This is a genomic window from Lacinutrix algicola (assembly GCF_001418085.1).
GTDB classification, from domain to species: Bacteria; Bacteroidota; Bacteroidia; order Flavobacteriales; family Flavobacteriaceae; genus Lacinutrix; species Lacinutrix algicola.
In genome coordinates this window covers 1-15,389 of record NZ_LIQH01000019.1, presented here as the reverse complement: position 1 = coordinate 15,389, position 15,389 = coordinate 1, and the positions used below count along the sequence as shown (strand labels likewise).

At 32.3% G+C, this 15,389-nt stretch carries 11 protein-coding genes; 10 read left to right on the top strand and 1 reads right to left on the bottom strand.

Annotation, left to right across the window (positions count from 1 at the left end):
* Nucleotides 1-25: 25 nt before the first annotated feature.
* Nucleotides 26-463 (bottom strand): ATP-dependent zinc protease family protein, encoded by a 438-nt coding sequence (locus ASC41_RS00535; RefSeq protein WP_055434693.1) that lies wholly within the window; start codon nt 461-463, stop codon nt 26-28.
* A gap of 107 nt (nt 464-570) precedes the next feature.
* On the opposite strand from ASC41_RS00535, the gene uvrC reads away from it, so the two are divergent.
* The 10 genes from uvrC (at nt 571) to ASC41_RS00485 (ending at nt 15,361) form a co-directional block, all read left to right on the top strand.
* On the top strand, nt 571-2,373 hold the full coding sequence (gene uvrC, locus ASC41_RS00530; RefSeq protein WP_055434692.1) for an excinuclease ABC subunit UvrC: 1,803 nt from the start codon (nt 571-573) through the stop codon (nt 2,371-2,373).
* The gene (locus ASC41_RS00525) at nt 2,374-4,626 is read left to right on the top strand and encodes a patatin-like phospholipase family protein (protein ID WP_055434691.1); all 2,253 of its coding nucleotides are present in this window, start codon (nt 2,374-2,376) and stop codon (nt 4,624-4,626) included.
* A gap of 192 nt (nt 4,627-4,818) precedes the next feature.
* Nucleotides 4,819-5,979 (top strand): homogentisate 1,2-dioxygenase, encoded by a 1,161-nt coding sequence (locus ASC41_RS00520; RefSeq protein WP_055434690.1) that lies wholly within the window; start codon nt 4,819-4,821, stop codon nt 5,977-5,979.
* 212 nt (nt 5,980-6,191) lie between these two features.
* On the top strand, nt 6,192-7,355 hold the full coding sequence (gene hppD, locus ASC41_RS00515) for a 4-hydroxyphenylpyruvate dioxygenase (protein ID WP_055434689.1): 1,164 nt from the start codon (nt 6,192-6,194) through the stop codon (nt 7,353-7,355).
* Between the two features lie 150 nt (nt 7,356-7,505).
* On the top strand, nt 7,506-8,285 hold the full coding sequence (locus ASC41_RS00510; RefSeq protein WP_055434688.1) for a DUF3108 domain-containing protein: 780 nt from the start codon (nt 7,506-7,508) through the stop codon (nt 8,283-8,285).
* The gene (locus ASC41_RS00505; RefSeq protein ID WP_055434687.1) at nt 8,286-9,209 is read left to right on the top strand and encodes a tryptophan 2,3-dioxygenase family protein; all 924 of its coding nucleotides are present in this window, start codon (nt 8,286-8,288) and stop codon (nt 9,207-9,209) included.
* Nucleotides 9,167-10,477, top strand: coding sequence for a M23 family metallopeptidase (locus ASC41_RS00500; protein ID WP_055434686.1), 1,311 nt, complete (start codon nt 9,167-9,169; stop codon nt 10,475-10,477). The genes ASC41_RS00505 and ASC41_RS00500 overlap by 43 nt, the downstream gene beginning before the upstream one ends.
* A gap of 12 nt (nt 10,478-10,489) precedes the next feature.
* On the top strand, nt 10,490-12,133 hold the full coding sequence (pgi, locus tag ASC41_RS00495) for a glucose-6-phosphate isomerase (protein WP_055434685.1): 1,644 nt from the start codon (nt 10,490-10,492) through the stop codon (nt 12,131-12,133).
* Between the two features lie 166 nt (nt 12,134-12,299).
* Nucleotides 12,300-14,840, top strand: coding sequence for a TonB-dependent receptor (locus tag ASC41_RS00490; RefSeq protein WP_055434684.1), 2,541 nt, complete (start codon nt 12,300-12,302; stop codon nt 14,838-14,840).
* Nucleotides 14,841-14,941: 101 nt separating this feature from the next.
* A complete protein-coding gene (locus ASC41_RS00485; protein ID WP_055434683.1) occupies nt 14,942-15,361 on the top strand; it encodes a hypothetical protein in 420 nt (139 codons plus the stop codon).
* Nucleotides 15,362-15,389: the final 28 nt, after the last annotated feature.

The following is a 15,389-nucleotide window of genomic DNA, read 5'->3' as shown; positions in this document are numbered from 1 at the left end:
ATAGTGTTATTTGATATATTTAGAATTATTTTATTTCGATATCACTTTTCTTAGTATAAGATAAGTTTTTTAAATTAACGTCTACAACAAACTTTTTAGAAAGAAATTTTCGACCAATTAAAATAGGATATTTCATTTCAGATCGAGTACTTAAAGTAAGATCAATTTTATATTTTTTTTCAAAAAGGATAACAGAGGTTTTAACAATGTATCTTTTTTGCACCATACCATTACTACTCTTTACCTTAGTTGTAGAGAAGTTTTTAAAAACTATAATCTTTTTATTATAATTTGGATGCTCTTTATCAAAAAACAAACATTTTAGTAAATTATCTTCCTCAATTACTTGGTGACAATGCATAGAAGATGTAAAAGCTCCTGTGTCTATTTTAATATCAATATCAAATAAATCAAGCGTTGGAAAATCTACTTTATCTATTCTGCCTATAATTTTTTTTGGCATTTTTACAACTTAAATTAATGCCGCAAAGTAATAAAAAACTTGGATTAAACTAATCTTGCAATCATAATTACTATCTAAAATATTTTTTAAGTATTATCTTTGGGTTAATGGATAATCCTTCGTTAGAAATACAACTAAAAACCCTACCAAATTCACCTGGTGTATACCAGTATTTTAATGCTGAAGGCACTATTATTTATGTTGGAAAGGCTAAAAATCTAAAAAAAAGAGTCTCTTCTTATTTTACTAAAACTCACGAAAACGGAAAAACGAGAGTTTTAGTTAGCAAAATAGTTAACATAAAACATATTGTTGTTGAAACCGAAACTGATGCTTTACTGTTAGAAAACAACTTAATTAAAAAGCACAAACCACGGTACAATGTTTTATTAAAAGACGACAAAACCTACCCATGGATTTGTATTAAAAACGAACGTTTTCCAAGAGTATTCCCAACACGTCGCGTAATTAAAGATGGTAGTGAATATTTTGGACCTTACACAAGTATGAAAACGGTAAAAACCTTACTAGGTTTAATTAAAGGACTCTATAAGTTACGAACTTGTAATTACAAGCTTTCTCACGAAAATGTAAATTCAGGAAAATTTAAAGTTTGCTTAGAATACCATTTAGGAAATTGTAAAGGCGCATGCGAAGCTAGAGAAACGGAAGCGAACTACCATAAAAACATAGAAGCTATAAGGGCTATTTTAAAAGGAAACTTTAAAGATTCCTTAGAACAATTCAAACTACAAATGCATTCATTTGCTGAAGAAATGTTATTTGAAGACGCCCAAAAGATTAAAGAGAAAGTTGAAGTATTAGAAAATTACCAAGCGAAATCTACCATAATAAATCCAAAAATTAGCAATGTAGATGTATTCTCGATTGTAAGCGATGAAATCTATGGCTATATTAATTTTCTTCAAATATCTTATGGTTCAATTATTCGTTCCCACACCTTAGAAATTAAAAAGAAATTAGACGAAACAGATAAACAACTACTAGAACTTGCTATTATTGAAATTCGAGCTCGTTTTAACTCAAACTCCAAAGAAATCTATGTGCCTTTTGCTGTTGAAGTTGGAGATGAAATAAAAGTAAGCCTACCTCAACTTGGAGATAAAAAGAAAATTTTAGACCTCTCTATTCGTAATGCAAAATATTACAGAATGGAACGTTTTAAGCAAGTAAAGATAACAGATCCAGATCGCCACGTCAAACGCATTATGGCACAAATGAAAAAAGATTTACTTTTAGGCGAAGAACCAAGACACATAGAATGTTTTGACAATTCTAACATACAAGGTACCAATCCTGTTGCTGCTTGCGTGGTTTTTAAAAACGGAAAACCAAGTAAAAAAGACTATAGGCATTTTAATATAAAAACGGTTGTTGGTCCAGACGATTTCGCATCAATGGAAGAAGTTGTTTATAGAAGATATAAACGCTTACTTGATGAAGATGAACCATTACCACAACTAATAATTATTGATGGTGGAAAGGGACAATTATCTTCAGCTTTAAAAAGCTTAGACGCTTTAGGCTTAAGAAACAAGATTGCAATTATAGGAATTGCAAAACGTTTAGAAGAATTATTCTATCCAGACGATCCAATTCCACTATATTTAGATAAAAAAAGCGAAACACTAAAAATTATACAACAATTAAGAAACGAAGCACACCGTTTTGGTATTGAACATCACAGAAATAAACGAAGCAAACAAGCGTTAAATACAGAAATGGAAACCATTCCTGGAATTGGCGAAAAAACAATTATAGATTTACTAAAAGTTTTTAAATCTGCTAAAAGAATTGCTAATGCAAAGCTAGACGAGCTTGAAGAGATTATAGGTGTTTCGAGAGCAGAAAAAATTTATAGTCATTATCATAAAACTGAAAACGATTAAATGAGATCATTTATCATCGCAATATTGCTATTATTCTTTTTAAATACTAACGTGTTTGCTCAAAAAGAACCATCAAAAGAGCCCAAAGTAGGATTGGTACTAAGTGGTGGTGGTGCAAAAGGCCTCGCCCACATTGGTGCCTTAAAAATTATAGATAGCTTAGGCGTACGTATCGATTATATTGCAGGAACAAGTATGGGAGCTATTATAGGATCTCTTTATGCTTCTGGATATTCTGGCAAGCAATTAGACTCTATTTTTAAAAAAGTAGACTTCGATAAAATATTAAATGACGAAATTCCAAGAGATGCAAAAACCTTTTACGAACGCGAAAACAATGAAAAATACGCTATAGTATTGCCTTTCGATCATTTCAAAATGCATCTACCTTCAGCTTTATCTAGAGGGCAAAACACTTTTAATTTATTATCTAAATTAACGTTACACGTTAATAATGTAGAAGACTTTAGTAAACTTCCTATACCATTTTTTTGCATTGCTACAAACATAGAAACAGGACAACCAGTAGTACTTGATAAAGGTAATCTTGCACAATCTGTAAAAGCCAGTGGCGCATTTCCTTCTTTATTTGAACCCGTAGCTATTAATGAACAATTACTAATAGATGGAGGTGTAACAAACAACTACCCTATAGATGAGCTACGCGCAAAAGGCATGGACATAATTATTGGTGTAGATGTACAAGACGGACTTGCTAACAGAAACGACTTATCTTCTGCTCCAGCAATATTATTTCAAATAAATAATTTTCGTACCATCAGTGATATGAAGATTAAAGCACCTAAAACGGATATTTACATTAAACCTGATATTACAAAGTTTAATGTTGTTTCGTTTGACGATGGCGCAAAAATAATTGAGAATGGAGAAATTGCAGCTAAATTAAAAGCAGAACAGCTAACTGAATTAGTAGGGAAACAAACAAAAAAAAGACCGAATTTTGTTGATCTCAAAACACCAGACAGTCTTCAAATAAATCAAATATTATTTAAAGGCTTAAGCAATTACACTATTTCTTATGCCTTAGGAAAATTAAAATTTAAACCAAACGAAAAAATAAGTTACGCGCGTTTCATTAGCGGTGCTAACAACTTAGTAGGTACAAATAATTTCGACAGTTTTACATACAAACTAGTACCATCAATTAGTAATGAGGATGTCCATGGATACGATCTACACGCAGAGCTTAAAGAAACCAATAAGACTACTTTTTTAAAGTTTGGTCTACATTACGACGGTTTGTATAAAAGTGCTCTACTGGCTAATATTACAAAAAATCAAATTCTATTTAAAAGTGACGCTGCTTCCTTAGATTTAATTGTAGGTGATAACGTAAGATATAATTTTGAATATTATATAGATAAAGGTTACTATTGGAGTGTTGGGTTGAGCTCTAGATATAACGAATTCGATAAAGGTGTCTCTGCTGCAGCTTTAATATCTAATCAAGACATAACGGCCGCAGGTGTCAACAAGTTAGACATGAAAGTCACAGATATTACCAACAAAATTTTTGTACAAACCCAATATGAAAACGATTTAACACTAAAACTTGGAGCACAGCATAAAAGCTACAAAATAACATCGGAAACTGTTTTACCAAATGCAAACCAAAATAAAACAACATTCGAGAAAAGCGATTATGTAGGTGCCTTCGCAAATTTAAGATTCGATTCTTTTGACAACAAATACTACCCTAATAGTGGTTTATACTTTAATAGTGATTTTAATCTATACCTATACTCATCAGATTACAACAAAAACTTTACTCAATTTTCAACAATAACAGCAAGTTTAGGGTATGCCCACGCATTAACCAATAAATTAAGTGCTCATGTTTCCACTGGAGCTGGAGCAAAAATTAATGGTAAAGACTATGCCTACTTAGATTTCGTCTTAGGTGGTTATGCCAACAACTTTATTAATAATTTTAAAACCTTTTATGGTTACGATTATTTGTCTATTTCTGGAGACAGTTTTATTCAAGGCACAATAAATTTAGACTACGAAGTAATTAACAAACACCACATAACATTAGCCGCAAACTTTGCTAATGTAGAAGACAACTTATTTAGCTCAGAAGATATAGATTGGTTTTCACTACCAGATTATTCTGGTTACGCTTTAGGCTATGGTATAGAAACTTTTTTAGGTCCTATAGAAGGGAAGTGTACTTACTCTCCAGAAACTAAGGAATCTTATTGGTTTTTCAATTTAGGATTTTGGTTCTAAAAATTACATTTTAATAACTCCAAAAAAATCACGATATTTGTTAATGATGAATCACTTTTGGCAAGACATATTAACCTTTTTAAAGTTTCTTATTAAAAGAAATCCAGAGTAACCTGTACTTTCCTTTTCCGCATTTAATAAAGTAAAAAGTCTAACTTAAGGCTTTAAATTTTTAACTCAAAAACTTAAAAAATGCCATTTTATCACAAATTAGGAAACATCCCACATAAAAGACACACACAATTTAGAAAAGAAGATGGGTCTTTATATTCCGAACAGCTTTTTGGAACCATAGGTTTCGATGGTATGAGCACAAACTCTTACCACGAACAACGTCCAACACAAGTAAAAAAAATTAAAAAACAATACAGTGTTGCGCCTAAAATCGCAAAGAAAAATCACATACAATCTTATCGTTTTAGAGGTTTTCAAGTCAAACCAGAAAACGATTATTTAGAAAGCAGAAAAGCCGTTTTAACAAATAGCGATTGTACAATAATTCTATCTGCACCAAAGCATTCTACAACAGACTATTTTTATAAAAACTCTGATGCAGACGAAATGATTTTCATCCACAAAGGTTCTGGAAAACTAAGAACACATCTTGGTAATCTAGATTTTAAATATGGAGATTATTTAATAATTCCTCGAGGTATAATTTATAAAATAGACTTCGATACCGAAGATAACAGACTCTTTATTGTAGAATCTCGCAGACCAATTTACACACCAAAACGTTATAGAAATCATTTTGGACAACTACTAGAACATTCGCCATTTTGCGAACGCGACATCCGCAGACCATACGAACTAGAAACCAATAACGAATCTGGAGATTTTTTAATGAAAGTTAAAAAACAAGGTGACATTTTCGATATGGTTTACGCCTCACACCCTTTCGATGTTGTGGGCTACGATGGTTACAATTACCCATACGCATTATCAATTCACGATTTCGAACCCATTACAGGTCGCATTCACCAACCGCCACCAGTACACCAAACCTTCGAAACAGATGCCTTTGTAATCTGTAGTTTTGTACCACGTATGTACGATTATCATCCGCAAAGTATTCCAGCACCATACAACCACAGTAATATAGATAGCGACGAAGTATTATACTACGTAGATGGCGATTTCATGAGCCGTAACGATATAGACCAAGGTCACATTTCACTGCATCCAGCAGGTATTCCACACGGTCCACACCCAGGAACAGCAGAGAAAAGTATAGGTAAAACCAAAACCGAAGAATTAGCAGTCATGGTAGACACTTTCAAGCCTTTAATGGTTACAGAAGAAGCCATGAAAATTGCGGATGAAGATTACCACAAATCCTGGTTAGATCATTAGAAGCTATTTCCTGCTTTATATTATATCTTTTTTGAGAAAAACAAAAAAAGGATGCCGTTTCAACTGCGAAGCAATCACTAAACTCCATATAAATAAGAGTCTTGTGAAGTAATCAGGGCTAAAATACTTGTAAGGTAATAGTAAAAACAATATAACAATACCAACTTATTAAGCTGGTTCTCTTTCAAACGAAAGAATAAGACATAAATATTATGAGTAAAAAAGAAGTAAAATCAGTAAACTACGGTTTAGAAAAAATATTTGAAGGTGCACAAGATTTCCTTCCACTTTTAGGAACAGACTACGTAGAATTCTACGTTGGTAATGCCAAACAAGCAGCACACTTTTACAAAACAGCATTTGGTTTTCAATCTTATGCCTATAAAGGATTAGAAACAGGATCTAGAGACTCTGTTAGTTATGTATTAAAACAAGACAAAATCCGTTTAGTTTTAACAACACCATTAAACAGTAAATCTGAAATCAACAACCACATTGTAAAGCATGGAGATGGCGTAAAAGTTGTAGCTCTTTGGGTAGATGATGCGAGGAAATCTTACGAAGAAACTACAAAACGTGGTGCTAAATCTTACATGGAACCAACCGTAGAAAAAGACGAATTTGGAGAAGTAGTAAGAGCAGGAATCTATACTTATGGAGAAACTGTACACATGTTTGTAGAACGCAAAAACTATACTGGAACATTTATGCCAGGATTTCAAGCATGGGAAAGCGATTACAATCCAGAACCAGTAGGTTTAAAATATATCGACCATATGGTTGGTAATGTTGGTTGGGGACAAATGAACGAGTGGGTAAAATGGTACGAAGATGTTATGGGCTTTGTAAACTTTTTATCTTTCGACGACAAACAAATTCACACAGAATACTCTGCTCTTATGAGTAAAGTAATGAGTAATGGAAATGGTCGTATTAAATTCCCAATAAACGAACCAGCTAAAGCTGCTAAAAGATCGCAAATTGAAGAATACTTAGACTTTTACGAAGGTTCAGGAGTGCAGCATATTGCAGTTGCAACAGACGATATTATTAAAACAGTATCACAATTAAAAGCTAGAGGAATAGAATTTTTACCACCTCCACCACAAGCTTACTACGATGATATTCCTAACCGTTTAGGTGAGCACATGGATATGATGAAAGAAGACATTAACGAACTTCAAAAACTATCAATTATGATAGATGCAGACGAAGAAGGTTACTTGCTTCAAATTTTCACAAAACCAGTAGAAGATAGACCAACGTTATTCTTCGAAATAATACAACGTATGGGAGCACAAGGTTTTGGAGCAGGAAACTTTAAAGCATTGTTCGAATCTATTGAGCGAGAGCAAGAAAAAAGAGGAACACTGTAAAACACAATATTTTAAATTATAAATAAAAAATACCATCTATTCTATAGATGGTATTTTTTTGTTTTATATTTTTGGAATAGTAATTGTAATCTTAAGTTTATAAAGCAATAAGTGCTTTAAATTAAAGTTCATTACAATAACTCTAAAACTATGAAAAAACTACTTCTAATAATATTCGCCATTACTTCTTTAAACATTACTTCTGCTCAAGAAAGCGCCTTTAAAGATGGCGAATGGTTTAAATTCAAAATGAGCTATAGTAATTTCTTCAAAGCCGGAAATGCTACATTAACAGTTAAAGAAACAGAACTTGATGAAAAACCTGTTTTTCACGTAGTAGGAAAAGGATGGACAACCGGAATGATTAAATGGTTTTTTAAAGTTAAAGACCGTTACGAAAGCTATATAGATGTAGAAAAAATTATTCCATACAAATTTATAAGAAACATAGACGAAGGCGGACATAAAAAAAATATTGAAATAGATTTCGATCACAATAATAAAACCGCATTTGTACACAACAAAAAACACAATACAAAAAAAACCATTGCCACAAAGCCTAATGTACAAGACATGGTTTCTATGTATTATTATTTAAGAAACAATATCAATATATCAACATTAAAACCTGGTGACGAAATTAAAACAGACATGTTTTTTGATGAAGAAAATTATGGTTTCAAACTTAAATATTTAGGAGAAGAAACTATAACTACAGATTTCGGAAAAATTGAAGCTTTAAAATTTAGACCATACGTTATGGCTGGCCGTGTGTTTAAAGAAGAAGAAAGTTTATCGCTTTGGGTTTCAAAAGATAAAAATAAAGTACCTTTACGTATTAAGGCCGATTTAGCGGTTGGCTCTCTAAGAGCAGACCTTGAGGCTTTTAAAGGACTAAAACACCCATTTAAAATTGTAGTAGATAATTAAATGAATATAGATCAAAAAATAACCGACCAACTTAGAGATAAATACGAATCACTAGACCAAAATGTAAACACACATTTAGAAGGTTTATTACATAGTAAGCCAATAGATTATTGGGATTACATACAAACAGATGCACTTCTAAACCTACAAGTACAACGTACCGTATTTCCAGACGAAATGGTATTTTTAATGTACCACCAAGTAAATGAATTATTATTCAAAATGATTCTTTGGGAAATAGACCAAGTAGCAAAAAAAGAAGACGTTTCTGCTGCTTTTTTCGAAGATAAACTTATGCGTATTAGTCGTTATTTCGATATGCTAACCTCTTCTTTCAATGTTATGAAAGACGGAATGGATGTTGAGCAATACAACAAGTTTAGACACACGCTAACACCAGCAAGTGGCTTCCAAAGCGCACAGTACAGAAAAATTGAATTTGCCTCTACAGAACTTATTAATCTAATCGATAACCGTTTCAGAAAAACTATAGACCGAAACACACCTTTCGAGCATGCTTTTGAGCATTTATATTGGCAAGCTGCAGGAAAAGATTATAAAACTGGAAAAAAAACATATACATTAACAGTTTTCGAAGAGAAATACAAAGACGAATTTATTAGATTTGCTGAGTTTACTAACACACATAACTTATGGACAATTTTTAAAAAATTACCACAAGCTGTTAGAGACGATCAAGATTTAATTAAAGCAATGCGTCATTACGATTATACGGTAAATATTACTTGGGTAATGGCACATTATAACACAGCAAACCACTATCTTAACATTGGTGGTAAAGCAGTAGAAGCAACAGGAGGAAGCGAATGGGTAAAATATATGCATCCAAAGTATCAAAGAAGAATCTTTTTTCCAGATCTATGGAGTCAACAGGAATTAGAAGATTGGGGAAAAAATGTTTAATAGCATCTTTATGCTTTATTTCTATATTAAGCTGTAAGAAGGAGGTCGAAAATAACGACATGCTAAAAACGGCATTAATTGAAGAACCAAAAGAAACTTATGAATTTGGGTTTAACTTAAAAGATTTTATTGTAAAAAAAGATACAGTTAAAAGTGGCGACACTTTTGGCACTATTCTTCAAAACAACAACATTAGTTATCCCAAAATATTTGAAATTGTTGAAGCTTCAAAAGACACCTTTAACGTTGCAAGAAACCTTCGCCCAGGGAAACCTTACACATTGTTATGCGATAATGATTCACTTCAAACACCAAAATGCTTCATCTATCAACCTACAAAAGAACGTTATGTAGTAATAGATTTTCAAGACTCTATAAAAGCCTACACAAGCTACAAACCCATTAAATACGTTGAAAAAACAGCGACAGGAGTTATTACATCTAATATTTCTCAATCTATGGAAGATGAAGGTAAACCATATATGTTAGCCTTAAAAATGAGTGATATTTATGCGTGGACAATAGACTTTTCAAGACTTCAAAAAAACGATAAATTTAAAGTTATTTATACTGAAAAATATATAGACGATTCTATTTACGCTGGAATTCAAGAGGTAAAAGCAGCTTATTTCGAACATAACAAAGAACCTTTTTATGCTTTTGAATTTGAAACAGATTCTGTTTTAGGTATTCGCGATTATTTTAGTGATGAAGCAAAAAATCTTCGCCGAGCATTTTTAAAGTCACCAGTAAGTTTCAGTCGTATTTCATCTAGATATAATTTACGTCGACGTATTGCTCTTTATGGTAATCGCATAAGACCTCATACAGGCACCGATTTTGCTGCAAAAAAAGGGACACCAATTATGTCTACTGCAAACGGAACCGTTGTAAAATCTAAATATAGTAGAAGTGCTGGTAATTATGTAGAGGTAAAACATAATAGCATATACAGTACTAAGTATTTTCACATGTCAAAACGTAAAGCAAAAGTTGGCGATTTTGTAAAGCAAGGTGAAGTTATAGGTTACGTAGGAAGTACAGGGAATTCTACTGGTCCACATGTTTGCTATCGATTCTGGAAAGACGGAAGAGAAGTCGATCCATTTAAACAAAAACTTCCCGAAGCTAAACCAATTTCAGATAGCTTAAAAATTAAATTTTTAGAATATATCAAGCCGTTAAAATCTCAATTACAATTGCTTGATTACACTAAACAACTTGACACTTTAAACACCCAACTTCAAGAAAACAAACTAACTATATAGAAAACAAAAAAAATGGCATTATCGACAATTAACCCAACTACAACATCTGCGTGGAAAGCGTTACAAAATCATTTTGACACCGTTAATGAATTAGATATAAAAGACTTATTTTCTAAAAATAAAAATAGAGCAGATAAGTTTAATGTGAGTTGGGAAGATTTCTATGTGGATTTTTCTAAAAACCGAATCACAGAGAACACTTTTAAACTTCTTTTAGACCTTGCGAAAGAGGTTAAACTTAAAGAAGCTATTACCTCTTACTACTCAGGAGACATTATTAACAAAACTGAGAATAGAGCTGTTTTACACACAGCTTTACGTGGTAAAGAAAGCGATACCGTATTAGTAGACGGCAAAAATGTTATGCCAGAAATTTTTACTGTTAAAGCTAAAATGGAAACCTTTACCAATGCTATCGTAAAAGGATATAAAAAAGGATATACCGATAAAATATTTACCGATGTTGTAAATATTGGAATTGGAGGAAGCGATTTAGGGCCTGCAATGGTAGTGGAATCTTTACAATTTTACAAAAACAACTTAAATACTCATTTTGTTAGCAACATAGATGGCGATCATGTTAGTGAAGTATTGAAAAAATTAAACCCTGAAACTACGCTTTTTGTTATTGTTTCAAAAACATTTACAACACAAGAAACCTTAACTAATGCTACTACAATTCGTAAATGGTTTCTTAAACATGCTAAACAAGAAGATGTTGCAAAACACTTTGTAGCAGTTTCAACAAACACACAAAAAGTAAAAGCTTTTGGCATAAACGAAAACAATATTTTCCCAATGTGGAATTGGGTTGGTGGACGTTTTTCTCTATGGAGTGCTGTTGGCTTAACAATAAGTCTTGCTGTTGGCTTCGATAATTTCAACAAACTGTTAAAAGGAGCAAACGCTATGGACCTTCATTTTAAAAATGAAGAGTTTGATAATAATATTCCAGTAGTTCTAGCTTTAATAAGCGTTTGGTACAACAACTTTTTTGGAGCCGAAAGCGAAGCTGTAATAGCTTACTCGCAATATCTAAATCAATTTGCCACCTACTTACAACAAGGTGTCATGGAAAGTAATGGTAAATCTATTGACAGAAATGGAAATAAAGTAAATTACCAAACTGGAACTCTAATTTGGGGAGAACCAGGCACAAACTCTCAACACGCCTTTTTTCAGCTTATTCATCAAGGCACTAAATTAATTCCAGCAGATTTTATTGGTTTTGCTAAAAGTCTTCACAGTAATCAAGACCACCAAGACAAGCTAATTTCTAATTATATAGCTCAAACTGAAGCACTATTAAACGGTAAAACAGAAGTAGAAGTCTTAAAAGAATTAAAAACACAAAACTTATCAGATGCTGAAATAAAGGAATTATTACCTTTTAAAGTTTTTGAAGGTAACAAACCTACTAATTCGATCTTCATTAAGAAATTAACTCCTGAAAGCTTAGGAAAACTAATAGCAATGTACGAACACAAGATATTTGTACAAGGGATTATCTGGAATATTTATAGTTACGACCAATTTGGTGTAGAACTTGGGAAGCAATTAGCGAGTACAATTCTAGAAGATATTCAATCTGGTAATTTTAAGAATCATGATGCTTCTACTCGAAATATTTTAGAATTCTTCAAAAAATTTAGATAATATCTATTAAAAATTCAAGTAAGGTGTTTGTTTTTTTAACATCTAAAAATCAGGTATTTACACAAATATTAACATTCTTAAAATTTGTTAACATTAAGTTAATGCCAAAGCATTTATTATGCGTATTTTTGCCGAAAATTAAAAAAATAAACTTTAATTCCACAAAATGAAACACACAATTAAAATGTTGTTTTTTGCAGTAGCTCTACTAAGTTCTGCAATCACTATGGCTCAAAGTACTATTACAGGTAATGTATTTGATGCCGAAATTAACGGTCCTTTACCTGGAGCGAATATTTTAGAAAAAGGTACTAATAATGGTACAACAACAGACTTTGACGGAAATTTCACTCTAAAAACACAGTCTAAATCTGGTGAGATTGTTATTACATTTGTTGGTTACAACGCAATTACTGTAGCTTTTAATGGTAACACAAACATTGGAACAAAACAATTAGCTTCTGATACTTCTTTAGACGAGGTAGTAATTATTGGTTCTGGAGTTATTGATTTAGCTGAAGACAGAAAAACACCTGTTGCTGTTAGTACTATTAAAGCTTCAGAAATTCAACAAAAAGCTGGAAACTGGGATTTACCAGAAGTATTAAAATCTACTCCTTCTATACAAAACCTTAAATCTGGTGGTTTTGGTGATGGCCAAATGTTTATTCGTGGTTTCGACCAAACAAACACAGCGTTCTTATTAAACGGACAGCCAATTAACGGTATGGAAGATGGTAAAATGTACTGGTCTAACTGGTCTGGTGTAATGGATGTTGCTAATGCAATTCAAGTACAACGTGGTTTAGGAGCTTCAAAATTAGCGATTTCTTCAGTTGGTGGTACAGTAAATATTGTTACTAAAACTATCGATAGAAAAGAAGGTGGTTTTGTACAACAAATGATAGGTAATGATAATTACACTAAGACTACAGCATACTACTCTACAGGAGTAAATGAAAAAGGATGGTCTTTCTCTGGATTATTAGGTCACTGGCAAGGCGATGGTTATGTTAACAATACAGATGGTGAAGGACAAACGTATTTCTTTTCTGTTGGTTACCAACCAAATGAAAGCCATTCATTAAACTTCTTATTAACAGGAGCTCCACAATCTCATGCAGCAGCAGGAAGTGGATCTATAGGATCATTTATAGAAAATGGAAGAAAATATAACTCTTGGAATTTTAGTGGAGTAAACAGTACTAACACATTAAATGGAGGTGAATATCCAGGAGGAAGAAATATTTATCACAAACCAGTAGCTAATATTAGCTGGGATTGGACAATTAATGATAAATCTGAATTATCTACTGTGCTTTACGGTTCAATGGGTCGTGGTAGTTTTGCACAGGCAAGAACTTCTGGAGATCAAGTAACCTATGCAAGAGGATCTAACAACAACCACGATTGGTTCGGTTTAGTAACTAATTATAACAGTCAATTATCTGAAACTTTAAACTTTAATGTTGGTGCAGATGTACGTTTATACAATGGTTTTCACTTTAGAGATGTAAGAGAATTTATTACTGTAGATTCTGTAAGTAATACTTCTGGTTATTCAGGATCTTACGAATTAACAGATTCTTTTGGAGGAGTAAGCCCATGGGATGTATTCTTTAACCCAAACAACGATCATTCACAACGTTTTGGTTATGATTACGAAGAGCAAATTAACTATGCTGGTGTATTTGGTCAATTAGAATATTCTAAAGATCAGTTATCTGCATTTTTTCAAGGAGCAATTTCAAACCAATCTCACGTAAGAACAGAATTCTTAAATACAGAATTTGAAGGAGTATCTGAAGAATCTGATAAAGTAAATAATCTTGGATATAACTTAAAAGCAGGTGCTGCTTATGAGTTAAACGAAACACATAAAGTATTTGTTAACGCTGGTTACTATTCTCGTCAACCTTTCCATGATACTTTATTTCAAGATAACAGAGGAGGAAACACATTATTAGATCCTGAATCTGAAAATGAAAAAATTACAGGTTTTGAAGCTGGTTACCAATTTAATGGTGGTAGAAAAATCTCTGCAAACTTAAACGTATACCATACTACTTGGGATAACGTAACTAAATATAATAGTAACGGAGAAACTGGTGATGATTTCTTAAGTTTCCAAACATTAGGTGTGAAGCAAGTTCATTATGGTGTGGAATTAGAAGTTAATACACGTCCTTTAGATAACGTAAAACTTAACGGATTTATATCTTTAGGTGAATGGCAGTTTAAAGACAATGCAACACAAAGAACATTTGATAACGACGGAAGTCAAGTAGGTGCTGATGAAGAGATTGTTATTGATGGTTTCAATGTTGGTGGTGCTGCACAAGTAACTGCTGGTATTAATGGTAGCTACGAATTTTTACCAAGATTTAGTATTGATGGTGGATGGAATTGGTATAACGATGCATTCTCTACAGGTTCATTAGGAGCTGCACCATTATCTATGCCTTCTTACGATACAGTTGATACAGGATTATCTTACAAAATGTTAGTTGGTGAGAATAAAACAAACTCAGTACAGTTTAGATTAAACGTAAGTAACGTTTTTGACGAAGTTTATTTAGAGTCTGTAAATGGAACTACTGCTGCTTCATCAATTGAATCAGAAAACTACAAAGGAATAAACAAATCTAACACAGGTAGATTTGGTTACGGAAGAACTTGGAATACAAGTATCCGTTTTAATTTCTAAATTTAGTTTAGATAAAAAACGAAAGCCGCTTCTTAACGAAGCGGTTTTTTTATGCCTTAATTATTACTACATTTGTTTTATAACTAATTAAAATACTTACTATGATTAAAATGTTGCACTCATACTGGGCTTATCTTGTTTTTTTAATGATGATAATTGCCACAGTAAATGCTCTAGTTAAACACTTTGGAAAGAAAGAATACGAACCTAAAGATTTTAGAATTGCACTATTTACACTTATAGTATCGCATATTCAATTACTTATAGGTATTGTATTATGGTTCTCGCAAGATTATTTTGGAGAGCTATCTGTAGGAGAAGTTATGGGAAATTCAGCATTAAGATCTAACGCTATTGAGCATCCTTTAGCAATGATTCTTGCAGTAGCATTTATTACTATTGGTTATTCTAAACATAAAAAGAAGTTAACCTCAGCAGGCAAACTAAAGCCTTTAGCTATATTTTACACACTAGCACTAATTTTAGTTTTAGCAAAAATTCCTTGGAGTATTTGGTTCTAAAAATAAATTCAACAAAACAAAAAAAATA